Raw genomic sequence first — 24,637 nt, forward strand, 5'->3', positions numbered from 1 at the left:
TATCATCTGTTAAAAGGGTACGTGCCATTGAAATATATAGAAATATAAGGAATTTGAAAGATTATATTAAGTCTTTAAAATCTATTTTTCAAATGAGGACACGCCCTAGTCACCTAATAAAAAGCCCCCATTATTTAAGAGGGCTTTTTATATATTTATTTCTTTTGAAATAAATAGAGCTGGAATTGCGCAGTCACTTTAAATTCAACTAAAGCCTCTAAAGCACTTCTTCGATCTACTTTCGCTTTGTAAGCATACGGTGTCATTGCAATCAGATTTTTGAGCTGTTGCTGTGGCAGCGTTAAATCTGCACTCACCACTTGCGACTCAATAAGTTCAAAATCCTGTGCCAACTGCTGCACAAACTTATTCGGCTCATGTGGCTTCACCTCTTCAAATAAAGCCTCTCGAATAGCAAATAGGTGTTCAGGCGCTGGTGTCACCACCAATAAATAACCTTTGTCCTTCAGTACACGTAATATTTCTTGCTGAGGAATTGGACTAAATAAACTGCTGCACAAATCGATGGATTGATCCAATACAGGCAAAGTCGCTCCTGTACCCACCACCCATGTCACTTCCGAATTCAATTTAGCCGCAACTTGCACTGCATTTTTCGCAATATCCACACCGACACATTGCAACACCTCTGCCTGCATCGCATCAGTGTAATAGCCTTCACCACAACCAATATCCAAAAGATTTTCAATGCGAAGCTGACGCAGTTTTTCAACCACGGCTTGCTGTAAAGGTGCATAAAATCCTGCGCTTAAAAATGCACGTCGTGCTTGTACCGACTCAGGTGTATCACCCGGAGTTTTGCTGTGTTTATGCTGCACCACGTGCAAATTCACATAACCCTGCTTGGCAATATCATAGCTATGACGATGCTCACATTGCCACGTCTTTTCGACTAAACTTAATTTCTCACGACATACAGGGCACATGAGCAGATTCATTATTTTCTCCAATAATCGATCAACGAAAATAAAAAAGGTCGGCATATGCCGACCTCATTCTCGCGGATTTTGCTTAACGCAATTTTAAGGTCATCAGACCCAAAACCACCAGCATAATTGTGATAATCCAGAAACGAATCACCACTTGGGTTTCTCGCCAACCCTTTTTCTCATAATGATGGTGTAACGGCGCCATCAAGAAGACACGTTTATTCCGCATTCTTAACGAGCCAATTTGTAGGAACACTGAAATGGCTTCCACCACAAAGACACCGCCCATAATCGCAAATACGATTTCTTGGCGAACCATGACCGCAATGGTTCCTAGCATGGCGCCCAGTGATAAAGCACCGACATCTCCCATAAAGACTTGGGCGGGATGCGCGTTATACCAAAGGAAGGCCAAGCCTGCGCCAATCATCGCAGCACAAATCACCACCAATTCAGAAGAATATTTAACATAAGGAATATGCAGATAATTGGCAAAACGAACATCACCCGCCAAGTAAGCAAATACACCTAAACCTGCGGCAACCAAGACAATTGGCATAATCGCCAAACCATCCAGACCATCCGTTAAGTTGACTGCGTTAGAAGCCCCGTTAATCACCAAATAGGTAAAGAGAATAAATCCTATTCCTAAAGGAATAATTGACAATGGAATGCTGAGATTTTTAAAGAATGGGATCAGCAAATCCAGCATATTTGCCGTATGAATTGGATTCTCTTGTTGCTTGGCAATCACATACAACGCAATTCCCGCACCTAAAGAGGCAACTGACGTCCAGAAAAATTTCTTCCGTGCTGGCAAACCTGCATTGTCTTTATAACGAATTTTAATCCAGTCATCCGCCCAACCCACAGCACCAAAAATGACCATAACAGCCAAAACAATCCACACATAAGGGTTGGATAAGTCTGCCCAGAGTAGGGTCGAAATTCCAATCGAAAGCAGGATCAGGACACCCCCCATGGTCGGGGTACCCATTTTTTTAGCGTGGCTTTCAGGAGCAAACGTACTGACGGCCTGACCATATTTTAGGGCTTGTAATTTACGAATCATTACTGGACCAAGCACCAATCCAATGGATAGTGCGGTCAAAACACTCAGCAGTGAGCGCAATGTTAAATAGCGTACGACTTGGAATGAGCTGTGATAGCCCGCAAGCTGTTCAAATAACCATAACAGCATTTTAGAGTTTCTCCATCAAGTCAGTCATCAAGGTTTCCATATGGGTATAACGAGAACCTTTAAACAGGAAACTCATCGACTGGGGTTGATGTGTTTCGACTAAACTAATTAAAAAAGGTAAGGCTTGTTCTTGACTCAAGAAGGCCTGTAATTTCTTACCATATTGGGTACTGCGCGCCCCTTCTTGCGTAGCTGGTGAAAACTCACCCACCGCTACGACAAAATTAATGCCTTTGATCGAGACCAAATCACGCCCCAACATATAGTGTTGTTGCGCAGCGCTTTGACCTAACTCACCAATATCTCCAATGACCATGACCCGCACACCGTCTTGTTGCGCAAGCACTTCGCCCGCTGCACGCATTGAAGTTGGATTGGCATTATAAGTATCATCAATGAATAGATAAGGGGCTTTCTGAATAAAATTCAGACGACCTTTGGCACCTTGCGCTTGCTCGAGACCCAATACAATATCATCCAAAGCAATACCAATGGCTAAGGCAAAAGCCACCGCAGCAGTTGCATTCTGGACATTATGCTCACCAGCAAACGGTAAATTCACAACTCGCTCACCCTGTGGTGTGTGCAAGTTGAAACGCGCTGATTGCGGTTTTAGCTGTATATCAGAGGCATACACATCACCCCCTTGCCCAAAACTCAATACTTGCTCAGTTTGCACGACTTGGCGAATTTGATCAGTAAAATCATCTGCCGCAGGCACAATCGCGGTACCAAATGAGGCAATATGTGCATAAATTTCAGATTTGGCACGGCAAATGCCTTCACGTCCGCCAAACTCACCCAAGTGCGCTGTGCCAATATTCAGAATACCGGCCACCTGTGGCTGAACCAATTGTGAGGTGTAATCAATCTCACCTTGATGGCTAGCACCCAGCTCCATGACCGCATAGCGATGCTCTGCACGCAACTCTAACAACATCATCGGTACACCCAAATCATTGTTTAAATTACCGCGCGTAATTAAAGTTGGCGCCAGACGCGATAAAATACTACCGAGCATTTCTTTGGTCGTGGTTTTGCCACTACTGCCTGTCAAGGCAATCACTTTTAAGTCTGGATACTGTGCACGACGATAAGCACCCAAATGCCCTAAAGCCAAACGTGTATCAGCAACAACCAACTGACAAATATCTGCGTCTACAGGATGGCTGACGATTGCCACTTCACAGCCCTGCTCTACGACTTTTGCGACAAAATCATGCGCATCAAAACGCTCACCTTTCAGCGCTAAAAAAGCATCACCCTGTTCCGCATGACGGGAATCAGTCAAAATTCTTTTAATTTCATCACTTGGCTGTCGGTCATGTAGCCAATAACCTTGTGTTGCTTCCAGTAATTCTGCTGCAGTCCACGGTTGTAAAGGAACTGTACTGGTCGTTGAAGTATGCATCTTAGTTTCCTACTATTGCGCGGGATATGCTGAGTCTGTAGCGAGATGTTGTGCATCAATCGCCGCCTGTACTTCAACCACATCATCAAACCAGTGACGAACACCCTCAATTTCTTGATAGTTCTCGTGCCCTTTGCCCGCAATCACTACAATGTCACCTGCTTGCGCAGTTTTTACCGCAAATTTAATTGCTTCACGGCGGTCATGAATCTCGTGTACCACATGGCCAGAGAAATCAATGCCCGCTTTCATATCTGTGAAAATCTGTTCAGGATTTTCTGTCCGTGGGTTATCTGAGGTTAACAGCACCACATCCGCACCATTTAAAGCGGCTTGAGTCATCAGTGGGCGTTTACCCCGATCTCGATCACCACCACAGCCAAACACCGCCCATAAATTCTGCTCTACATGACGCTTTAGAGTAGTTAAGACTTGTACCAAGGCATCTGGTGTATGTGCATAATCCACTACAAACAAGCGCGCATTATCACGAATCACCTGCATGCGTCCAGGTGCACCTTTGAGCTGAGGTACCGTTGTAATCAACTGTGCCAAATCAAAACCAGCGTGCTGTGCCACGATTAAACTCGCCACCAGATTCTCAATATTAAAATGTCCAAGCAGTGGACTTTGCACCTCAAACTGACCTTGTGCTGTTACTAAACTAAAGTTTGCGCCAGATAAACTGTACTGAATATTCTTAACTTGATAATCCGCAGTTTGGGTCATGGAGTAAGTCAATATTTTTGGCTGTGCTGGATTCTCACGTGCTGCCGCCAACATGATGGATGCATATTCATCATCAAGATTAATCACCGCGACCTTCAACGACTCAAATTTAAACAACAGCGATTTAGCTGCTGCATACGCCTCGAGCGTGCCGTGATAATCCAAATGATCACGGCTTAAATTACTATAAGCCGCAATTTCAATGGCACAGCCCGTTAAACGACCCTGTTCTAGGCCATGCGAACTTGCTTCAATCGAAGCAAATTTTGCCCCTTGTTGCGCATAACCATGCAAAGCATTTTGCAGTTGTAAGGCATCTAAAGTTGTATGCGAAGAGCTTTCTAAATGTGGAAGAATGCCATTACCTGTGGTGCCCATCACTGCACAGGATTGTCCTTGCAACATCAATAGCTCTGCGACCAGTCTAGAAATCGTGGTTTTACCATTGGTCCCTGTCACCGCCAAAATCTGCACAGCTTGCATTGGAGATACGGCTTGCAAATATTGTTTTTGCCATACACCCATTAAATGGCGAATTTCGGGCACCACTAAACTTGGCGAAACACCCAGCTCAGTTTCACTAATAATAGCCACAGCACCTTTATCCAAGGCTGCCTGCGCAAATTGCACGGTTTTTTCTGGTTGGCTCAAACTGTTCAGGGCAATAAAGATTTGTCCCGCTTGCACATAGCGACTATCCAAACAAAAACCTTGGAAAGGTTGACTCATCCATCCAGTGATTTGATCAGCAGGATGCAGTTCTTGAAATGTAATTGACATTCAGCACCTATTACTGGATTTGGGGGGTGTCTAAAGGCTTATCTAAAGGCACATTCATTAAACGGAGCGACTCTTGCATCACTCGAGCAAAGACAGGCGCAGCAACTAAGCCACCATAATATTGGCCTTGTGGATTTTCCACGACCACAAAAATCGCCAGTCGAGGATCACTCACAGGTGCAACCCCTGAAAATAGTGCACGATATTCTTTTTCCGAATAACCTTTACGGTCAGCACGTAATTTATGCGCAGTTCCTGTTTTACCCGCTACACGATAACCTGGAATATTGGCTTGACGTGCTGTACCACCCGGTAGTGTCACTGCTTCCATCATCAACAACACTTGATCGGCAATTTTCGGATCAATCATTTGCTGGCCTTTAGGCGGTTCTTCTAGCTTATATAGACTCAGAGGAACTTTTACCCCATGATTGGCTAACATGGCATAAGCATCGACCATTTGCAGTACCGTTGCGTTAATCCCATAACCATACGCCATGGTCGCAACCTCAGACACATTCCACTTACTTGGTGGCAGCACCATACCCGAACTTTCACCTGGAAATTTGACTGCTGAACGCTGCCCAAAACCCACACGCTTTAAAAAGGTCGGTAAAGTTGCATAAGGTAAAGATAAAGCAATTTTCGCCACACCCACGTTAGACGATTTCTGAATAATCCCTGCTAAGGTCAGTTGCCCGTAGTTGTGCGTATCACGAATGGTATGGTTACCGACACGCATAGACCCAGGAGAGGTATTCACCACCGTCGTTGGCATGTATTTCCCTGTTTCCAATGCCATAGCCACTGTTAATGGTTTCATGGTCGAACCAGGTTCAAACATGTCGGTTGCACCACGGTTACGCATGGCATCTTTATTGGCCAAACCATTTTTATCATTTGGGTTATACGACGGCCAACTGGTCATCGCCAAGATTTCACCCGTTTTTACATCTACCGCAATGGCCGATGCCGAACGTGCATTGTTCGCCACACCTGCGGCAGTCAGTTCACGGTATAAAATATATTGCAGACGTGAATCGATACTCAGGGTAATATTTTCCCCTGACTCCACCTCTTTCACGATCTCAGGGTCTTTTACACGGTTGCCTTTCTTATCACGTACCACTTGCTGCTCGCCATCAACACCTGCAAGACGCTTGTTGAGCTGCATTTCCAAACCTTCAATCCCGACCCCTTCACTATTGGTCAAACCGATAATTTGTGCATTGGGCTGTGGTTGCGGGTAATAACGCTTATAGTTTTTCTCGGTATACACCGCTTGAAACTCGCGCTTTTCAATTAGTTCTGCCTGCTGTGGCGGAATCTCTTTTTGCAGTACTAAATAGCGAGAACGAGGGCGCTCGTTCATTTTTTTCTTAAGTTCTGCCCGATCCATCCCGACAGCATCAGCCAACTCATCCAGATTGAGGTTCTTTTCTGGCAATTGACGCTTTAATTTTCGGTTATGCGGATCTTTCGCCAATTCAGCGGTAATTTCATCAAATAATTTTTTATTATCAAAATAGTCACGTGGGTCAATCACCACCTTCATGACAGGTGTACTGATTGCCAAAGGTACGCCATGGCGATCATAAATCACCCCGCGCATCGCTTTTAGTTTTTCGGTACGTAAAATATTGGCATTGGCTTTATTTTGTAAAAAGTCACGGTTAATCACTTGCACATAAAATGCACGACCAACCAATGCCAAAAAGCATAATAACACCACGGCCCACATCAGATAAAAACGCCACATTTCTACACTAATGGCATTTTTACCCGTAATCGACTGCTGCTTCTTACGTGGTTGCTTGGTCTGCTTGTCTACCATATACAGCTAGCCTTATTTATTGTCATCTGAAGTCATAGGTAAAGAAATTACAACCGTTTGCACGGCAGGCGGAGAATACATACGTAACTGAGTCACTGCACGAGTCCCGATTTGCGCAGTTGCACCAAAGGTTTGTTGCTCAATCAGCAACCGTCCCCACTCTGCATTCAAGTCATCGCGATCACGCATAAATGAACTCAGCTCACGATAATCATGTCGATATTCAAACACCTGAAAGACCACCATAATTGCGCTGATGAAAACCAAAATTAACATACAGGCATAAGTGATATATTTTTTCGTCCGCAATTTTTCTGCTTTCTTTTCAACTGCTTCAGTTTTCATAGTTCGCCTTTTAAACTAAGCGTTCCGCAACACGAAGCCAAGCACTGCGTGAACGTGGATTGGCCTTAACTTCTTCTTCACTTGCACGCACACGTGCAATTTTTTTCAAACGACGGGTATCTTGCTGTTGTTGTGGTGGTAGTCCCCATCCTGTGTCTTCCGCCAAAGTCGATTCTTTTTGAATAAATTGCTTAATCAGTCGATCTTCCAATGAATGGAAACTAATCACGGCCAAACGACCTTCTGGTTTTAACACCTCAACCGCTTGAGGTAAGAAAGCTTCAATATCTTCTAATTCTTTATTAATCGCAATACGTATTGCCTGAAATGTACGCGTTGCAGCATGTTTATTTTTTTCCCACTTCGGGTGCGCAACTTTCACAATTTCTGCCAACTGACGCGTAGTGTCAATCTGCCCTGCCGCTTTAATTGCTTTGGCAATGCGGCGGCTATAACGCTCTTCTCCATACTTGAAAATTACATTGGCCAAGGCTTCTTCTTCAATCTGCATCAACCACTCTGCTGCGGTCGGACCTTGTGAATTATCCATACGCATGTCCAAGGGACCATCCTGCATGAAGCTAAACCCACGTTCCGCCTGATCCAACTGCGGTGAAGAAACGCCTAAATCTGCCATGACACCATCGACTTGGCCTAAATCTAATGCAGCAAGCGCTTGCTGTAGATCTGCAAAACTGGCATGAATAATGTGAAAGCGAGAATCTTCAGCGGCTAACGCAGCAGCAACTGCAAGGGCTTGTGGATCTTTGTCGAAAGCATAAACTTTAGAATTTTCATCGAGTTTTGAAAGCAGCAAACGAGTATGTCCACCTCGACCAAAAGTGCCATCGACATAAATCCCTGTATTCCGACCTGCCAACAAGGCATCCACAGTTTCATGAAGTAATACAGAAATATGAGACATAACAGTGCAATCAAAGTACCAAAAATTTAACTGCACATTATTACCTTGTTTTAGTAAAGCTCCAAACGTCTTTTTGTAGGGAAATATTACTTTCTATAGAGAAAACCGTTTCTATTGTACGAGCTAAGCAAAAAAGCTCCCTTTGGAGACTTTTTTTGTACTATTTTAAGCCAGTTTAATTGGCTTGATTATAAATCTGATCAAAAATCGCACCATTTACAAAGTGCGTTTGTTGCGCTTTTGCCCAGCCGCCAAACACATCACCAATCGTGAACAATTTGATTTTTGGAAATTGGGCTGCATACTTGGCTACTGCCTGTGCATTACGTGGGCGGAAATAGTATTTTGCTGCTAAATCTTGCCCTTTCGGTGAATACAAATAATTTAAATACCCTTTGGCTAAGTTGCGATTACCATTTTTATCAACGGTTCTATCGACGATAGCTACAGAAGGTTCTGCCAAAATAGAAACTGAAGGATAAACAATTTCAAACTCACCTTTGCCCAAACCTTTGGTTGCCAGTAATGCCTCGTTTTCCCAAGACAACAACACATCACCTATGCCACGTTCAGCAAAGGTGGTTAAAGAACCTCGCGCACCCGAATCCAGCACTTTGACATTGTGATACAGGTTTTTGACCAACTCACGTGCTTTAGCATCATTGCCCCCAGGTTGTTTTAGGGCATACCCCCATGCCGCCAGATAAATCCAACGTGGTGCTCCACCTGTTTTTGGGTTAGGCGTAATAATTTCAACGCCCGGTTTAACCAAATCATTCCAGTCTTTAATGTGTTTTGGATTGCCCTTGCGCACCAAAAAAACCACAGTTGAAGTATAAGGTGCCGAATTATTTGGAAATTCTTTTTGCCAATTTTTATCGATATAACCAGCTTTGACAATTTCATCAATATCATTGGCCAAAGCTAAAGTCACCACATCGGCTTCTAACCCCGTTGCGACTGCGCGTGCCTGCTTACCAGAACCCCCATGGGATTGTTTGAATTCAATCTCCTGACCCGTGCGCTGCTTCCAGTACAGGCCAAATTCTTTATTATATTCTTGATAAAATTCGCGGGTTGGATCATAAGATACATTCAAGAAACTTTTTGCTGCAAAGACTTGCCCCGAAACCCCAGCTAAAAATGCAATTCCGAATGCAAAGAAAGATTTATTCATTGTTGGACTCTAATGACTATTTTCTGCACTATATTTTTAATCAATAGTTTTCACAATCATGTGGCTATAATCATTTATTCATAGTTTTTCTAATTTTAAGATATATAAAATGTTGCAATATAAGCCAAGAAATATGCTGAAATGATGTCATGAAATGGTCTAAAATTTGTCACAATATTACAATCTTCATGATGTCTCCATATTTATTTGCTACAACAACAATAGATCGATATTACTGTAATTATTAAACGTAAAATCACTTAGATTTTCTTATCTTTTTGTAAAAAGTGTGACGCAAGTCTACTTTTTTGTTTCTGAAGATGTTTAAATTGTAGCTATAGTATGTAGAACAGTATTTTATAAAAAAGTTCTCAACGTGTTGAGTTAAAGGGGGAATTCGCGATGAACGTACACTTTTTTCAAGCCATCTTTTTGAGTATAGGCTTGGGTTTAATGGCTCAATCGGGTCACACTGCTGCAATTAAAGCCACTCTGAACAAAAGTGCAGCACCAGAAAAAGTCTCTTTGATTGAAAAAGCACTCAATCAGCAAAAGCAAGGTGACAATTATTTGCAAGCAGATAACAATTTAAAGGTGCTGACCGCAATTAAAGTTGCACCAACCCAGAGTTTCTTTGCAACGCAAAATGAGCGCTTCTCACGTTTCTTACAATCAATTTTCCCGCAAAATAATTCTTGATTCAAACGCCCAATTTTTTCCCCTTAAAAATTGGTCATAAGCCCAGTCACAAATGTTGAATTAGGCATTAAGTGATTGGGCTTTTTCGTTATAATAGCCTCAGTTTATTTTCTGAAAATATTGTTATGACTGTTCGTACCCGTATTGCTCCCTCACCTACAGGGTTTCCTCATGTAGGAACTGCCTATATCGCGTTATTTAACATGTGTTTTGCAAAAAAACATGGCGGCGAATTTATCCTACGTATTGAAGATACTGACCAGCTACGCTCAACACCTGAATCTGAAAAAATGATTTTAGATTCTTTACGCTGGTTAGGTTTGAACTGGTCTGAGGGACCAGACGTGGGCGGACCACATGCCCCTTACCGCCAATCTGAGCGTATGCATATCTACAAACAATATGCTTTAGATTTAGTGGAAAAAGGGCATGCATTCTATTGCTTTGCAACGGCTGAAGAACTAGATCAAATGCGTGAAGAACAACAAGCACGCGGCGAAACACAAAAATACGATGGCCGCGGCTTAAAACTCACCCAAGAAGAAGTACAACGTCGCCTTGCAGCGGGTGAGCCACACGTGATTCGTATGAAAGTACCGGAAGAAGGTGTGTGTAAAGTTAATGATTTGTTACGTGGTGAGGTTGAAATTCCTTGGGCGCAAGTCGACATGCAAGTGTTATTAAAAACCGATGGTTTGCCAACTTATCACTTGGCAAACGTGGTTGATGACCACTTAATGGAAATCACCCATGTGCTTCGTGGTGAAGAATGGTTGCCATCTGCACCAAAACACCAGCTACTTTACCAATATTTTGGTTGGGAAATGCCAACTCTGTGCCACATGCCATTGTTGCGTAACCCAGACAAATCAAAACTATCTAAACGTAAAAATCCGACCTCAATCAACTACTACCGTGACATCGGTGTATTGCCTGAAGCGCTCTTGAACTACTTGGGTCGTATGGGCTGGTCAATGCCTGACGAACGTGAAGTCTTTACCTTAAATGACATGGTTGAACACTTTGATGTGCAACGTGTGTCTTTGGGTGGTCCAATTTTTGATGTGGAAAAACTTAATTGGCTCAATGGTCAATGGATTAAATCCCTCACTCCTGGTCAGTTGCTAGATCGCCTGTTGAGCTGGAAAAGTGACCGCAATACCTTAGAAGATATTGCTGCTGCGATTCAACCGCGTATTCACTTGCTCTCTGAAGCAGTGAATTGGGCAGGTTTCTATTTCAACCACATGCCACAAATTAGCAAAGAACAGTTTGAAAGCAAGAAATTAACCGAAGAGCAAGTGCGTCAAAGCTTGCAATTTGCCATTTGGCGTTTAGAAAGCCAGTTTGCTTGGAACAATGACACGGTGAGTCAAATCCTGATGGATTTAGCCAACCAGATGAACATTAAACTCCGTGACTTCATGCCCGCTTTCTTTATTGCGATTGCAGGTTCGACGTCTTCGACCCCAGTCATGCAATCAATGGTGACTTTAGGCCCAGACTTAACCTTCGCTCGTTTACGTCATGCACTGGAAATTGTGGGTGCACCGAGCAAAAAAGAAGCAAAAGTATGGGAAAAACTGAATGAAAGCCTGAAATTGCCGAAAAATGATGCAATTGAACAAGCCTAATTAAATTAGCTGTTGACGTGTGAGCAGAATATCCCTAATATTGCGCTCACACAGACTGGGGTCATAGCTCAGTTGGTAGAGCGCTACAATGGCATTGTAGAGGTCAGCGGTTCGATCCCGCTTGACTCCACCAAAAATCGTTTTACCTGTGTTGCCTCATAAGTCCCTATCGTCTAGAGGCCTAGGACATCGCCCTTTCACGGCGGTAACCGGGGTTCGAATCCCCGTAGGGACGCCAAATTCAAAAAAGCCACTGTTGAACAGTGGCTTTTTTATTGCCTCAACAAAACATAAATTTGCCTGAATTATTTTAGCTCTGTTCAACATTCCGCTAGAATAAACCCAGATAAAAATGATGGAGCTGAAATGCAATACCGTTGCCCAAAATGCCAAAGTCCGAAGATTATGCCTGTTGCTCAAGCCAATGCACCTGCAGCACGTCCAGTTGTGCCAAAAAGTTTGGTGTTCCTTGTGCCATCAATTTTTGTCTTGCTGCTTTTGGTGTTAATTAGCATCGCCATGTGGTTATTTGGTGATGGCGCAGGCTCAACCCTGCAAATTGCAACGGTTGTGGTGTTTGTGATCTGTGCTGTTGCAGGTTTCTTGTTCTACCGTGATTTACCTGATTTTAAAATTTCAATGCAAGCCTTTATGCAGTCCCAAAAGAAATGGAAATGCCGTGAATGCGAGCACGAGTGGGAAATTTAATCCAATCTAACTTCACATCAGCTTGATGCTGATGTGAATGGTCATAAGTCGGTGTCTTGCTCTGAGTGAACATGCGCAGGGGCTTCATGTTGATGAACACCTCGCTGACTATGCGTATGCGCCATACATTCATCATCTTCAATCTGTAAGGTCATTTCCGCAATACCATGTTGCTGATGTAGCATGGCTGCTGCCATCTGATACAACTTTTTTTGATCAGCATGTGGTGCATACAGATGTACCGTGAGATGAATGTTTTTAGAACTGATGGCCCAGACCTTGAGTTGATGGATACTTTCTACATCTTGTAACTGTAGTAGATCTTGACGTAATTGCTCTATATCAATTTCTTCAGGTACCCCTTCCAATAAAATATTAATACTCTGTTTGAGTAGAATCCACGTTCGTGGCAACACCCAAAAGCCAATCAAAACAGCAATTACCGTATCCACCCAATACCAGTGGGTAAAATAAATCACAATGGCGCCTAAAATTACCCCCACCGAGCCTAATGCATCACTTAAAACCTCCAAATATGCCCCTTTCACATTCAGACTTTCTTGTGCACTAGAAAACAGAATGCGCATGGAAATTAAGTTAATGATTAAGCCAATCACGGCAACACCCAACATCCCTAAACTTTGAATTTCTGGTGGATGACTAAAACGCTGATACGCTTCGTACAGAATGTATATGGCAACCAAAAACAACATCAGCGCATTAAACAATGCCGCTAAAATTTCGAAACGCTGATAACCAAAGGTTCGCTTATTATCTGCAGGCAATTTGCCAATATTAATGGCGACCAAAGCAATCGCGAGTGCTGCTGCATCGGTAAACATATGTGCCGCATCCGAAAGCAATGCCAGACTCTGCGTGATAAAACCCGCAATGACTTCAATAATTAAAAAAATACTGGTCAGCACTAAAGCAAAACTTAACTTCTTTGCATTTTTTTCAGTCACGGTTGCATGTGTATGCTCATGCCCCTTCGATCCACTCATGTTGTCGCCTCTATTCATTCTTATTACATTCAATTTGGCCAGATTCGACCTACACCCTATATTTTACTTTGCAAAATACATGAAAATAATTATCATTTGCATATTTGATTTATTGGCTCAGTCTTCACTCATCTTCTCGCATCATTTTTGAAATTGGAATTCTGTTATGAAAAAAATTGTTATTCTTTCTGGAGTACTGCTGAGCAGCTATGGCTTTGCACATGAACCTTATGTCGCGCCATTGGCCTTTACCACGGACAACACCCAAATTCCTGTTATTGCAGCTTATGCAGAGCAAGCCTTACAAGCAGAATATGCACTCCAAGATCCGCAATTTACAATTATTCAACCCGACCAAAAACAAGCCACCGTACAGCCCTCTACAACCTTAAAATCGGCCACCACCTTTGATTTACCCCTCCCAGAAAAAGGCACCTATACGGTTTTTGCTAAGACCAGTTACCCGATCCAATATGTTCAGCATAATAAACAATGGAAAATTTTAGCCGATGCTACAGCAGATCAAGTCCCGCCTTTAAGTGAACGCGATTATGTGATTGCCAGTGACTTTAACGGCAAACTACCCAAAAAAGTAGACACCGTTCGTGAATGGACCTTGCAGACTTATATCAGCAAACAATCGACTTCTACGATTGCTGCGAGTTCAGCACCGATTCAAGTCAATTTTTCTACCCATCCAAATGCACTGATCGCGCAGCAAGCAGTTCAGCTCCAAATTCATAAAGCCAACAAACCTTTAGCTCAGGCTGAGTTAGTGGTTCGTGCTCAAGGTGCAACTGAAGCTCAAGCACTCAGGATTCCTGTACAAAATAATGGCAGTGCCAATATTACTTTTCCACATGCAGGAAATTACTTGATTGAAGTGTCTGAAAAATTCGATAGCAAAGCAACTCCGAAAAATCAGTACGCCACGATTATCAGTGTGCATGTTGCTCAAGCAAATTCTTAAGATTCAACAATGCCTTGATTCAAAACGAATCAAGGCATCTTTCATTTAAGGTACTTTGGTTTCATGCATCCAACGATACAAAATTGGCAAGAGTACCAAGGTCAGCATCGTCGAAGATAAAATCCCGCCAATCACGACTGTTGCTAAAGGCCGTTGTACTTCCGCCCCTGTTCCTGTTGCCAAAGCCATGGGAATAAACCCCAATGAAGCAACACAAGCCGTCATCAACACGGGTCGTAAACGCAAAATTGCACCTTGCCATGTAGCATGGTAAATATCTAGATGCTGTCTTAGCTCTTTGATAAAGGTCAGCATGACCAGACCATTCAAGACCGCAACACCTGATAAAGCAATAAAACCAACACCTGCTGACATCGAAAGTGGAATATCACGCAACCATAAAGCAATCAAACCGCCACACAGCGCAAATGGCACCCCAGTAAACACCAGCAAGCTCTCTTTGACGTTATGAAACACGGCCATCAGTAGAATAAAAATTGCAATTAAGGCCAAAGGCACCACCCAGAGCATACGGTTTTTAGCCGAGATTAAATTTTCGAACTGTCCACCATAATCCAACCAATAACCTTCGGGTAAAGGCTGCTCTGCCAGCGTCGTTTGTAGCTCCTGTACAAATGAACCCAAATCACGCCCTTCGACATTGGCGGTCACCACCATACGGCGTTTACCATCTTCACGGCTCACTTGATTTATGCCTAAAATGGTTTCGACTTTAGCCACGTCTTGTAGTTGAATGAGGCCTCCATTTGCGGTTTGTAGCGGTAATACAGCTAAATGTTCAGGCGTTCGCTGTGGGTCGTCTAAACGAATGACAAAATCAAAGCGTCGATCACCTTGTAGAATTTGTCCAATATTTTGACCACCCACACTGGTCGCCACCAAATCTTGAATCGCTTTGACCGACAAACCATATTGCGCAGCTAAAGCAGGGTTTACCTCTACATTCAATAAAGGAAGACCACTGGTTTGCTCAATATTGACCGCCGTTGCGCCTGAAATCCGCTGAATTTTTTCTGCAATCTGCATCGCCTGCTGATTCAACACCTGCATATCATCGCCAAAAATCTTGACCCCAACATCGCTGCGCACACCTGAAATCAGCTCATTAAAACGTAGTTCAATCGGTTGAGAAAACTCACTGTTATTGCCCGGTAAAGTCGCCAGAAAAGCGATCATGCGTTGACGTAGCTCATCGAGGCTTTGTTTGGAGTCTGGCCATTGCTCACGTGGCATTAACAATACAATCGCATCGGAAATATTGGGGGGCATCACATCTGTTGCGACCTCTGCGGTTCCTGTGCGCGCAAAAATTGCCTTGATTTCAGGGAATTTTTTTAACAATAGCTTTTCAGTATTTTCCTGCATACGCAAAGACTGTTCTAAGCCTGTATTGGGTGAACGCATTTGTTGTACCGCAAAATCCCCTTCGCTCAATTGCGGTGCGAACTCACTCCCCACCTGTGTGGCAAGCACACCTGTAAAAAATAAAATACACAAGGCAAGGGTCAGTACCAAAGCTTTGAATTCATACGCCCAATTCAGTAATCGTGTGTACTGCTGCTTGAGCCAGAGCATCCAGCGACTTTCCTTTTCCTTGATCTCTCCTGTGACCCATAATGCTACTGCGGCGGGGACAAAACTGATCGAGAGAAGAATGGCACCAATCAGGGCTAACACAACCGTCATGGCCATGGGGTGAAACAGTTTGGCTTCTACCCCTGACAGGGCAAAAATCGGGAAATACACCACCAAAATAATCAGTTGCCCAAAAATTAATGGTCGTCGTGCCTGTTTCGCTGCTAAAAATACTTCTCGGAAACGTTCGGAGCGAGTAAGTAAGCGTCGATGTCGATGCTGGGCTTCTGCTAATCTGCGAATACAGTTTTCCACAATTACCACAGCACCATCCACGATGATGCCGAAATCCAGTGCCCCCAAACTCATCAAATTGGCACTGATGTTCTGTTGTGCCATTCCTGTTAAAGTAAATAGCATCGAAAGTGGAATCACACAGGCGGTGATCAGTGCAGCGCGGAAATTCCCCAGAAATAAAAACAGAATCACAATAACCAGAATTGCACCTTCGACCAGATTTTTCTGTACGGTTTGTATCGCACGATCGACCAGACTGGTACGGTCATATACGGTTTCAATGACCACACCATGAGGTAAAGACTGTTGTACTTGTTTCAATTTGGCATCTACGGCTTGGGCGACGGTGCGGCTGTTTTCGCCCATCATCATCATCGCGATGCCCAATACCGTTTCTTCTCCGTTATAGGTTGCCGCGCCTGTACGTAAATCATGACCTATGGACACTGTGGCAACATCAGCCACCCGAATCGGAAAACCATTTTTATTGGCAATGCTGACATTTTGAATCGCTTTGATATCCGTGAGTGTACCTGGCACCCGTACCGTCAGTTGCTGCCCATTCTGTTCAATAAAGCCCGCACCACGGTTTTCATTATTTTCCGTCAGCGCAGTTTGTAACTCGCTGAGTGGAATTTGCAATTGCTGTAAGCGCTGTAAATCTGGAGTAACCACATAGGTTTTGTTATACCCACCAATTGAGTTGACCTCCGCAACACCTGCGACACGTTGCAGTTGTGGGCGGACAATCCAGTCCTGAATTTCACGTAAATCCATGGCGCTATACGCCGTACCATCTGCCTTACGTGCATTTGGTTCTGCTTTAATCACCCATTGATAAATTTCACCCAGCCCCGTAGAAATAGGCGACATGGTCGGAATAATGGCTTCAGGAAGTTCCGCCTGTGCTTCTTGTAGACGCTGATTGATCAACTGCCTCGCCCAGTAAATATCGGTGCCATCCTGAAAAATAATGGTGACCTGAGACAGACCATAACGTGAAATAGAACGAGTTTGCTGTAACTCAGGTAACCCTGCCATGGCATTTTCTATGGGATAGGTAATTCGTTGTTCGACCTCTAATGCGGTAAAACCTGTGGCTTGGGTATTAATTTGCACCTGCGTATTGGTAATATCGGGCACAGCATCAATTGGCAATTGTTGATAGCTATAAATTCCTACCCCAATCCACGTCAGCACAAAGAGCATGACCCAAATGGCGTTGCGAATAGAAAACTGGATGATGTGATCAAACCATCCTTCTGGCGCTGGCAAACCATCTGGAGCAAGTTGAGTAGGATCAACCTCTGGCGGAAGCGGCTGTTTAGTGTGCATGGCTCGCCTCTCCTTTTTCTAATTCAGACTTAAGTAAGAAACTGCCTTGTGCTGCGTATTGTTGCCCCTTGTTTAAACCAGATTGCACCTCTATCCATTGACCATCACTAGAACGAGCACCCAAAGTCACAGCTTGAGGCATAAATTCCAACTTTTGTTGATGCTGCGTTGCCACAAACACCGCATCTTTCCCTTCCACTTGCTGTACCGCACTGGCAAGAATACGTAATCCCTGTTGGGCTTGTTGCTGTTGTAACTGCACATTCACCATTAAATTTGGACGTAATTCTGCTGCATTGGATAGGACTTTTGCACGGACTTGTAGACGTCCTGTTTGTACATCGGCCTGACTATTTAAGCTTTGAATTTGTGCCTTAAATACATGCCCTGTTTGTAAGGATTTAAACTCAATATTTTGATTTGGCACAATTGTGACAAATTCACTACTTGGCGCAATAAATTCCAGCCACAATTGATCCAACTGATCAATCACAAACAATTGATCTGCCAGTTGTACATTCTCTCCCACCACCAAATCTTTCTGACTGATCACACCTGCGATGGGTGCCTTTAACACATAACGCCCTTGGCTGCTCGCTTGAGCACCAAAGGCAGATAAACGTGAGCGTGTTGCTCTGACCTGAATCTGCGCTTGCTGATAGGCGTTATAGGCACGTTGATAATCCTGCTTGGCAGAAATACCTTCTGACCATAACTTTTTCTCGCGCTCGTAGTCTTGACGTGCCAATTCCAAATTGGCTTGTTCCACTTGTAAACTGGCTTGTTGATCAACCAGATCTGGCACCAATAAACTGGCAAGTGCTTGTCCTTTCGCGACCTGCTGCCCCAATTCGACATAGACGGTTTCGACATGCCCTGCAAATGCAGGCGCTACATGCGCTTGGCGGTCAGTATTCACCACCAGTTTGGCAGGATAAGCTGCCGATTTCACGACAGGACCCAACTCTGCAACAGCCAGTTGAATACCTTGTTCGGTCACCTGTTTAGCCGTTAAGGCAATTGCGGCTTCATGTTCCTCCGTATCCTGATGCCCTTCTTCATCGGCATGTTCTTCTGCTTCAGCGTGTCCGTGCTCATCTTCCTTCGTCGATGACTTTTGCGTCAAGAACAACACCGCTATAGACACCACTGCCGTAACCACGACCGCCAATATCATTAACAGTTTTTGGGAGATTTTTCCCTGTTGATTTAATCTCTTATTGCTCAAATTCAACATGTTAGTTTCCCCCACCAATATCTGATAATGCCTGTGTGTCTTGCCACAGGCTTTGATTTAATTGTGCAATCGCATCTTTGTTCATGACCTGACTAGGATCAATGCCTAAACTGAGGCTTTCCGCTTCAAGTGCGCGCTGCCAAGCATCTTTTAATAGTTGTACTTTACGCAGGCGTACCTCTTGCAATTGCAAGGTGGCTTGCTGTACATCCAAAAGTGCAAATTTACCGACCTTAAAGCCTTGTAGCGTCTTTTGCTGAACGGTTTGTGCTAAAGGCAGTTGCGTCCGTTGCAACACATTAAACTGCACTTCTAGACCTTGTAATTCCGTCAGTAAAGTCCCCACCTGCAAGGCATTTTGCTTCAGATAAAATTCCTGTTGCTGCTCTAGCTGAACTTGCTGTGCCTGCGCGATTTCCCTGCCATATTGCTGACGGTCAAACAGATTCAAAGGAATGGAAACGCCCACCACTAACGCATTGTCCGCATTCGTTTCTACCGATCGACTGCGATTCACACCCACATTCACAGTAGGACTGGGACGTGCTTGAGCTTTCAATTGCTCAATTTTGGCATGTGAATCAAGCAACAATAATTGTCGATTTTTTTCCATTAAATTGACGGCTAAATGCTGCTGGACTTGCTGAGCTGTCGTTGTAGGCCATAGGTGCTGTGGGCTAAGTGCAACAGCCACTGACTGATCTCGTTCTCCCCAAGCACTCGACAAATACTGTTTTGCCAGTTGGACTTGTAAATCAGCCTGTCGGAATAAACGCAAACTTTCGGCATGACTCAATCGAGCACGATCAACATCGACCTGTGCCATACTGCCTGCCTGATAACGCTTTTGAATGGCATCCAGATTTTCTTCACTGACCCGTAATTGCTCTTGTACCACCTGACGTTCCAATTCATAGATCGCCAATTGTGACCACAAGTATTTGACGGCCAATTCCAATTCGGCTTGATAGATCTGTTGTTTCAGTCCGATTTGCTGTTGGGCAATTTGCGCACGTTTTTGCTTGGTCTTGCGTTCACCAAAAATATCCAGACGCTGGGAAAGACCCAATGCCAGTTCCCGATCTTGATCAGAATTAAAGCCGGTTTGCTCTATGGACAACTCTGGATTTATCCACAGCTTTGCCTGTTTTATATGCGCAGTGGCAATTTGCTGTTGCGTTTTCCATACGCCTTGGGTCTGTTGATACTCTGCTGAACGTTGTATGGCTTGCGACAACGTGAGTGGCGACTGCTCACCTGCCCATACAGGCAAACTGCAAAGCGCTACGCTCAGTGCCAAGCCTATTGCACGCATAGACACGCGCACAGGATCGAAATCTGGAACTTTCGAAGTTTTAAAAGACATGTTGATGCCCCACTAAAGTTAGAAATTAGTGGTGGGCCATATTTTCGGCTACCCCACCTATAGCGGGGTTAAAACAGGAGGTGGATTGGTGAGGAATAAATGGGGCGATTGATACAGATTTTGCCAGTTAAACTGAACCTGAACCAATTGGGGAATAAAAACGGGAGATAAAGCCGACTGCTGAGCTTCGGTCAGAATCACATGTGCAAAAGAAGGTAAATGATCGCTATGATCGTCTTGTGCAAAGGCCGCCAAATTAAAGGAAGATGTGTCTTGAGTTGTACTTTTTTGTAGTACTCCATGCGCTATAGACTCGCAACTGGCTGTTGCATGATGTCCAAAATGCGGCATCGTACTCACGCGCTTGGGCTCTTCATGCACACAAAATGCCGCTGCCACGTTCCAAAGACTTTGAAACATGAACAAACTGAACAATACGGTGACAAAAAGACGAGAACGTTTCACTGCATAAAATACGGTCAACACAATTTGCGGACACTATAACAGCTTCGTGGATGTAATAAAATTACACGCCAAAATTGACTGGAAGTTTTAACAGAACATACAGAGAAAACCTATTTTGTTACAATAATTTAATACATCTAAGTGCCAAAACGTTTAAATTAAATAATGACTACAGATGTTGTCAGCAACAAGGAGGCGAAGATGAATATGGAATACCTCAAAACAGTATGGACACTGTTATTTCACACTCCCTATCACGACTTGGTAACACCTATATTTGATCATGCAGGTGAACACGAATATCAACGTGGATTGCATTTCGAGCAACTGGCATTATGTGAACATTACCATGTGTTCATGCAAAAGAATGTCTTGCAAACGGCAGCCCCGATACAGATCGACCACAGCCCAATATCGTCCAGTAACAGCCGTAATGCAATGTGGTATTTTCTCCGCTCTGCTTTACGCGGTCACCCCGAAGCTGAATTTAAAATGGGCATTGGCTACTTAAATGGGCAATTAGGTTTAGATCGTAATTATGATAAAGCCGAGAAGTGGTTAAAAAAAGCCGCACGAGATGGTCATCCAGATGCGAAGCGCTGTCTATATGATGCCTATAGTGAATTGGCTTTTTCTTAAAACACATGCATAAAAAAACCAGCCCGAAGGCTGGTTTTTTTATGCAGTGAGATTAACCACCGATTTTTTTGTATTTGGTACGCTTTTGTACCGCATCGTCGCCTAAACGTGCCAAGCGGTATGCTTCATACTCAGCATAGTTGCCTTCGTAGAATTCAGGCTGCTCGTTTTCAAATGACAAAATGTGCGTTGCAATACGGTCAAGGAACCAACGGTCATGCGATACCACCATCACTGTACCTGGGAATACCAAAATGGCATCTTCAAGCGCACGTAAGGTTTCGATATCCAAGTCGTTCGATGGCTCATCCAGTAAAATCACGTTTGCGCCCATTTGCAGGATTTTCGCCAGTTGTAAACGGTTACGCTCACCCCCTGACAACTCACCTACACGCTTCTGCTGATCTTGGCCTTTAAAGTTAAAACGACCGATATAGGCACGTGATGCAATTTCATAATCGCCAATTCTTAAGATATCCAAACCGCCAGAAACTTCTTCCCAAACCGTTTTGTTGTTATCTAAAGTGTCACGAATCTGACCAACATACGCCACTTTAACCGACTCACCCAAAGTCACCGTACCGGTGTCTGGCTGTTGTTCACCCGTCATCATACGGAATAAAGTGGTTTTACCTGCACCGTTTGGACCCACAATACCCACAATTGCGGTAGGCGGTACGGTAAAGCTAAGGTTTTCGTACAGTAGGCGACCATCAAATGATTTGCTGATGCCTTCCACTTCTACCACTTTATTGCCTAGACGTGGACCAGGTGGAATATAGATTTCAGATGTTTCGTTACGCTGTTGGAATTCGCGTGAGTTAAGCTCTTCAAAACGCTCCATACGCGCTTTGTTTTTCTTTTGTTGACCTTTGGCATTTGAACGAACCCATTCAAGTTCTTTCTTCAATGCTTTAGCAAAAGACTCTTCTTGCTTATTCTCTTGTTCTAGACGCGCATTCTTTTGCTCTAACCAAGAAGAATAGTTACCTTGATACGGAATACCCATACCACGGTCAAGCTCAAGAATCCATTCCGCCACGTTATCCAAGAAATAACGGTCATGCGTAATCGCCACAATGGTGCCCGCAAAGTCTTTCAAGAAACGCTCTAACCAAGACACAGACTCTGCATCCAAATGGTTCGTCGGTTCGTCTAGAAGCAACATGTCTGGCTTAGATAAAAGCAAACGACACAGCGCAACACGACGACGCTCACCACCTGACAGTAAATTCACGTCAGCATCCCAAGCTGGAAGGTTCAACGCAGCTGCGGCTTGATCCATTTGGTTACTGAGGTTATGCGCATCCCATGAATGGATAATCGCTTCTAATTTTTCTTGTTCTTTCGCTAACTTATCAAAGTCTGCATCTTCAGCCGCATATTCTGCAAACACTTCGTCCAAACGCGCCAAAGCATCTAATGGTTCACGTAAACCATCTTCTACGTTGCCACGAACGTCTTTATTTGGATCAAGCGGTGGTTCTTGCTCTAGGTAACCAATTTTGATACCTGGTTGCGCACGCGCTTCACCAGAGAAATCTTTGTCTACGCCCGCCATAATACGAAGCAAGGTCGATTTACCTGCACCGTTTAAACCAAGTACACCAATTTTTGCACCCGGGAAAAATGACAAAGAGATGTCTTTTAAGATTTCGCGCTTAGGCGGAACCATCTTAGACACTCGGTTCATCGTATAAATATATTGGGCCACGTAGGACTCCTCAATAGAAAAACCAAAAAATCGCAAGAAGCGAAAAAATATTTGCGGGCATTATACGATGAATACGTTGAAAAAATAAGGCATCAAACCGATCTTCAATGCAATGTTACAACTTTCATCTCGGTCATTTTTTAAACACACCCTTTATCACCCTCTTCTGCGGACAAAGTACTCCCCACAGCTCATCTTTATGAATTTTTTAGATAAATATTCATTATTTTCACAGTTTGCATCATATTCATTAATGATAGACTGTGCAAAATTTAACTCACGCAGATGAAGTTCATGACCTATAAAGACGAAACTTTAGCCATTCATGCAGGTTACAGCCCTGAAGCCACCACCAAAGCGGTGGCTGTACCGATTTATCAAACCACCTCTTATGCCTTTGATAATACGCAACATGGTGCCGATTTATTTGACCTTAAAGTCCAAGGCAACATTTATACCCGAATTATGAATCCGACCACTGCGGTGCTAGAGCAACGTTTGGCCGCACTCGAAGGGGGCATTGGTGCGTTAGCCTTAGCGTCTGGCATGGCAGCCATTACTTACGCCATTCAAACCATTACCGAAGCAGGTGACAACATTGCTTCAGTGTCGACCTTGTACGGTGGTACGTATAACCTGTTTGCGCATACCTTGCCGAAACAAGGTATTGAAGTTCGTTTCTTTGATTATCAAGATCCAGAAGCCTTACGTGGTTTAATCGATGAAAAAACTAAATTGGTTTTTGTTGAATCGATTGGTAATCCACTGGGCAATATTATTGACCTAGAAGCCATTGCCAAAATTGCGCATGAATATGGTGTGCCTGTGGTGGTTGATAATACCGTTGCGACTCCTGCACTGCTCAAACCATTTGAATATGGTGCAGATATTGTGATTCATTCACTCACCAAATATATTGGCGGGCATGGTAACTCGATTGGCGGTGCAATTGTCGATAGCGGCAAGTTCCCTTGGGGCAAATATCCTGAACGCTTTAAAGTGTTGAATACGCCAGACCCAAGTTATCACGGCGTGAACTATGTCGAAGCTTTAGGTGAAGCCGCTTATATCGCACGTGCCCGCGTGGTGCCATTACGTAATACGGGTGCTGCGATTAGCCCTTTAAGCGTGTTCTTGATTCTACAAGGCTTAGAAACTTTAAACTTGCGTATGGAACGTCATACCTATAATGCGCAGAAAGTGGCGGAATATTTGCAAGCCCATCCTAAAGTAAAATGGGTCAACTATGCAGGACTGAAAGACCATCCTCAACATGGTTTGGCACAAAAATATGTCAAAGGTCAGCCCTCTGCAATTTTATCCTTTGGGGTACAAGATGGTCGTGAAGGTGGGACGCGCTTTATTGATGCGCTACAACTGTTTACACGCTTAGTCAATATCGGTGATGCAAAAAGTCTGGCGTGCCACCCTGCCACCACCACTCATCGCCAATTGAATGAAGTGGAATTAAAATCTGCTGGAGTGAGTATTGATATGGTTCGTCTTTCTGTCGGCATTGAACATATTGATGATCTGCTTGCTGATTTAGAACAAGCTTTAGCCAAGGTCTAAGCAACCGATCAAGACCTCAAAAGAGGTCTTGATTTTTCAGTATTATCTC

20 protein-coding genes and 2 tRNA genes are annotated in these 24,637 nt (G+C 43.8%); 8 read left to right on the top strand and 14 right to left on the bottom strand.

Going from position 1 to position 24,637, the window contains the following annotated elements; all coding sequences use genetic code 11:
• Positions 1 to 155: 155 nt before the first annotated feature.
• The 8 genes from DCO44_RS02355 to DCO44_RS02390 form a co-directional block, all read right to left on the bottom strand.
• Positions 156 to 959: a putative RNA methyltransferase gene (locus tag DCO44_RS02355; RefSeq protein ID WP_116759019.1), complete on the bottom strand. Its 804-nt coding sequence runs from the start codon at positions 957 to 959 to the stop codon at positions 156 to 158.
• 73 nt (positions 960 to 1,032) lie between these two features.
• Entirely contained in the window at positions 1,033 to 2,151 is a 1,119-nt protein-coding gene (gene mraY / locus DCO44_RS02360) for a phospho-N-acetylmuramoyl-pentapeptide-transferase (RefSeq protein WP_116759020.1), read from the bottom strand.
• 1 nt (position 2,152) lies between these two features.
• On the bottom strand, positions 2,153 to 3,562 hold the full coding sequence (locus DCO44_RS02365) for a UDP-N-acetylmuramoyl-tripeptide--D-alanyl-D-alanine ligase (protein WP_116759021.1): 1,410 nt from the start codon (positions 3,560 to 3,562) through the stop codon (positions 2,153 to 2,155).
• Positions 3,563 to 3,574: 12 nt separating this feature from the next.
• Positions 3,575 to 5,071 carry a UDP-N-acetylmuramoyl-L-alanyl-D-glutamate--2,6-diaminopimelate ligase gene (locus DCO44_RS02370; RefSeq protein WP_116759022.1) on the bottom strand — a complete coding sequence of 499 codons (1,497 nt, stop codon included), beginning with the start codon at positions 5,069 to 5,071 and terminating at the stop codon, positions 3,575 to 3,577.
• Positions 5,072 to 5,081: 10 nt separating this feature from the next.
• Positions 5,082 to 6,905: a penicillin-binding protein PBP3 gene (gene ftsI, locus DCO44_RS02375; protein ID WP_116759023.1), complete on the bottom strand. Its 1,824-nt coding sequence runs from the start codon at positions 6,903 to 6,905 to the stop codon at positions 5,082 to 5,084.
• A 12-nt stretch (positions 6,906 to 6,917) separates the two neighbouring features.
• On the bottom strand, positions 6,918 to 7,181 hold the full coding sequence (locus DCO44_RS02380; RefSeq protein WP_228157497.1) for a cell division protein FtsL: 264 nt from the start codon (positions 7,179 to 7,181) through the stop codon (positions 6,918 to 6,920).
• Positions 7,182 to 7,260: 79 nt separating this feature from the next.
• Complete coding sequence (rsmH, locus tag DCO44_RS02385; protein ID WP_116759025.1) at positions 7,261 to 8,175, bottom strand: 16S rRNA (cytosine(1402)-N(4))-methyltransferase RsmH; 915 nt, start codon at positions 8,173 to 8,175, stop codon at positions 7,261 to 7,263.
• Between the two features lie 175 nt (positions 8,176 to 8,350).
• On the bottom strand, positions 8,351 to 9,352 hold the full coding sequence (locus tag DCO44_RS02390) for a sulfate ABC transporter substrate-binding protein (protein ID WP_116759026.1): 1,002 nt from the start codon (positions 9,350 to 9,352) through the stop codon (positions 8,351 to 8,353).
• Between the two features lie 402 nt (positions 9,353 to 9,754).
• Between DCO44_RS02390 and DCO44_RS02395 the strand changes: the two genes are divergently transcribed.
• The 5 genes from DCO44_RS02395 to DCO44_RS02415 all read left to right on the top strand — a co-directional run bounded on the left by DCO44_RS02395 (position 9,755) and on the right by DCO44_RS02415 (position 12,393).
• Complete coding sequence (locus tag DCO44_RS02395) at positions 9,755 to 10,051, top strand: hypothetical protein (protein WP_116759027.1); 297 nt, start codon at positions 9,755 to 9,757, stop codon at positions 10,049 to 10,051.
• Positions 10,052 to 10,176: 125 nt separating this feature from the next.
• Entirely contained in the window at positions 10,177 to 11,685 is a 1,509-nt protein-coding gene (gltX, locus tag DCO44_RS02400) for a glutamate--tRNA ligase (RefSeq protein ID WP_116759152.1), read from the top strand.
• Positions 11,686 to 11,742: 57 nt separating this feature from the next.
• Positions 11,743 to 11,818, top strand: a tRNA-Ala gene (locus tag DCO44_RS02405).
• A gap of 29 nt (positions 11,819 to 11,847) precedes the next feature.
• Positions 11,848 to 11,923, top strand: a tRNA-Glu gene (locus tag DCO44_RS02410).
• Between the two features lie 128 nt (positions 11,924 to 12,051).
• On the top strand, positions 12,052 to 12,393 hold the full coding sequence (locus tag DCO44_RS02415) for a hypothetical protein (protein WP_016168721.1): 342 nt from the start codon (positions 12,052 to 12,054) through the stop codon (positions 12,391 to 12,393).
• Positions 12,394 to 12,434: 41 nt separating this feature from the next.
• Here the strand turns inward: DCO44_RS02415 and DCO44_RS02420 are convergent, their stop codons facing one another.
• On the bottom strand, positions 12,435 to 13,397 hold the full coding sequence (locus DCO44_RS02420) for a cation diffusion facilitator family transporter (protein ID WP_116759028.1): 963 nt from the start codon (positions 13,395 to 13,397) through the stop codon (positions 12,435 to 12,437).
• Positions 13,398 to 13,563: 166 nt separating this feature from the next.
• Here DCO44_RS02420 and DCO44_RS02425 point away from each other — a divergent pair, with 166 nt between their 5' ends.
• Positions 13,564 to 14,367 (top strand): DUF4198 domain-containing protein, encoded by an 804-nt coding sequence (locus DCO44_RS02425; RefSeq protein WP_116759029.1) that lies wholly within the window; start codon positions 13,564 to 13,566, stop codon positions 14,365 to 14,367.
• 45 nt (positions 14,368 to 14,412) lie between these two features.
• Here the strand turns inward: DCO44_RS02425 and DCO44_RS02430 are convergent, their stop codons facing one another.
• The 4 genes from DCO44_RS02430 to DCO44_RS02445 all read right to left on the bottom strand — a co-directional run bounded on the left by DCO44_RS02430 (position 14,413) and on the right by DCO44_RS02445 (position 20,684).
• On the bottom strand, positions 14,413 to 17,595 hold the full coding sequence (locus tag DCO44_RS02430; protein WP_116759030.1) for an efflux RND transporter permease subunit: 3,183 nt from the start codon (positions 17,593 to 17,595) through the stop codon (positions 14,413 to 14,415).
• Positions 17,585 to 18,832 (bottom strand): efflux RND transporter periplasmic adaptor subunit, encoded by a 1,248-nt coding sequence (locus tag DCO44_RS02435; protein ID WP_116759031.1) that lies wholly within the window; start codon positions 18,830 to 18,832, stop codon positions 17,585 to 17,587. The genes DCO44_RS02430 and DCO44_RS02435 overlap by 11 nt, the downstream gene beginning before the upstream one ends.
• A gap of 1 nt (position 18,833) precedes the next feature.
• Positions 18,834 to 20,147 carry a TolC family protein gene (locus DCO44_RS02440; RefSeq protein ID WP_416224512.1) on the bottom strand — a complete coding sequence of 438 codons (1,314 nt, stop codon included), beginning with the start codon at positions 20,145 to 20,147 and terminating at the stop codon, positions 18,834 to 18,836.
• 108 nt (positions 20,148 to 20,255) lie between these two features.
• Positions 20,256 to 20,684 (bottom strand): cation efflux protein, CzcI-like, encoded by a 429-nt coding sequence (locus DCO44_RS02445; RefSeq protein ID WP_416224511.1) that lies wholly within the window; start codon positions 20,682 to 20,684, stop codon positions 20,256 to 20,258.
• Between the two features lie 180 nt (positions 20,685 to 20,864).
• On the opposite strand from DCO44_RS02445, the gene DCO44_RS02450 reads away from it, so the two are divergent.
• Entirely contained in the window at positions 20,865 to 21,302 is a 438-nt protein-coding gene (locus DCO44_RS02450) for a tetratricopeptide repeat protein (protein ID WP_116759034.1), read from the top strand.
• 52 nt (positions 21,303 to 21,354) lie between these two features.
• Here the strand turns inward: DCO44_RS02450 and ettA are convergent, their stop codons facing one another.
• Positions 21,355 to 23,016: an energy-dependent translational throttle protein EttA gene (gene ettA / locus DCO44_RS02455; protein ID WP_116759035.1), complete on the bottom strand. Its 1,662-nt coding sequence runs from the start codon at positions 23,014 to 23,016 to the stop codon at positions 21,355 to 21,357.
• A gap of 294 nt (positions 23,017 to 23,310) precedes the next feature.
• Between ettA and DCO44_RS02460 the strand changes: the two genes are divergently transcribed.
• Positions 23,311 to 24,588 carry an O-acetylhomoserine aminocarboxypropyltransferase/cysteine synthase family protein gene (locus DCO44_RS02460; protein ID WP_116759036.1) on the top strand — a complete coding sequence of 426 codons (1,278 nt, stop codon included), beginning with the start codon at positions 23,311 to 23,313 and terminating at the stop codon, positions 24,586 to 24,588.
• Positions 24,589 to 24,637 lie beyond the last annotated feature (49 nt).

This window comes from Acinetobacter sp. AM (assembly GCF_003105055.1).
Lineage (GTDB): Bacteria > Pseudomonadota > Gammaproteobacteria > Pseudomonadales > Moraxellaceae > Acinetobacter > Acinetobacter tibetensis.

Excerpts from the sequence above, each read along its gene's own strand:
- DCO44_RS02355 (WP_116759019.1), bottom strand. The coding sequence starts at position 959 with ATGAATCTGCTCATGTGCCCTGTATGTCGTGAGAAATTAAGTTTAGTC.
- mraY (WP_116759020.1), bottom strand. The coding sequence starts at position 2,151 with ATGCTGTTATGGTTATTTGAACAGCTTGCGGGCTATCACAGCTCATTC.
- DCO44_RS02365 (WP_116759021.1), bottom strand. The coding sequence starts at position 3,562 with ATGCATACTTCAACGACCAGTACAGTTCCTTTACAACCGTGGACTGCA.
- DCO44_RS02370 (WP_116759022.1), bottom strand. The coding sequence starts at position 5,071 with ATGTCAATTACATTTCAAGAACTGCATCCTGCTGATCAAATCACTGGA.
- ftsI (WP_116759023.1), bottom strand. The coding sequence starts at position 6,905 with ATGGTAGACAAGCAGACCAAGCAACCACGTAAGAAGCAGCAGTCGATT.
- DCO44_RS02380 (WP_228157497.1), bottom strand. The coding sequence starts at position 7,181 with ATGTTAATTTTGGTTTTCATCAGCGCAATTATGGTGGTCTTTCAGGTG.
- rsmH (WP_116759025.1), bottom strand. The coding sequence starts at position 8,175 with ATGTCTCATATTTCTGTATTACTTCATGAAACTGTGGATGCCTTGTTG.
- DCO44_RS02390 (WP_116759026.1), bottom strand. The coding sequence starts at position 9,352 with ATGAATAAATCTTTCTTTGCATTCGGAATTGCATTTTTAGCTGGGGTT.
- DCO44_RS02395 (WP_116759027.1), top strand. The coding sequence starts at position 9,755 with ATGAACGTACACTTTTTTCAAGCCATCTTTTTGAGTATAGGCTTGGGT.
- gltX (WP_116759152.1), top strand. The coding sequence starts at position 10,177 with ATGACTGTTCGTACCCGTATTGCTCCCTCACCTACAGGGTTTCCTCAT.
- DCO44_RS02415 (WP_016168721.1), top strand. The coding sequence starts at position 12,052 with ATGCAATACCGTTGCCCAAAATGCCAAAGTCCGAAGATTATGCCTGTT.
- DCO44_RS02420 (WP_116759028.1), bottom strand. The coding sequence starts at position 13,397 with ATGAGTGGATCGAAGGGGCATGAGCATACACATGCAACCGTGACTGAA.
- DCO44_RS02425 (WP_116759029.1), top strand. The coding sequence starts at position 13,564 with ATGAAAAAAATTGTTATTCTTTCTGGAGTACTGCTGAGCAGCTATGGC.
- DCO44_RS02430 (WP_116759030.1), bottom strand. The coding sequence starts at position 17,595 with ATGCACACTAAACAGCCGCTTCCGCCAGAGGTTGATCCTACTCAACTT.
- DCO44_RS02435 (WP_116759031.1), bottom strand. The coding sequence starts at position 18,832 with ATGTTGAATTTGAGCAATAAGAGATTAAATCAACAGGGAAAAATCTCC.
- DCO44_RS02440 (WP_416224512.1), bottom strand. The coding sequence starts at position 20,147 with ATGCGTGCAATAGGCTTGGCACTGAGCGTAGCGCTTTGCAGTTTGCCT.
- DCO44_RS02450 (WP_116759034.1), top strand. The coding sequence starts at position 20,865 with ATGAATATGGAATACCTCAAAACAGTATGGACACTGTTATTTCACACT.
- DCO44_RS02460 (WP_116759036.1), top strand. The coding sequence starts at position 23,311 with ATGACCTATAAAGACGAAACTTTAGCCATTCATGCAGGTTACAGCCCT.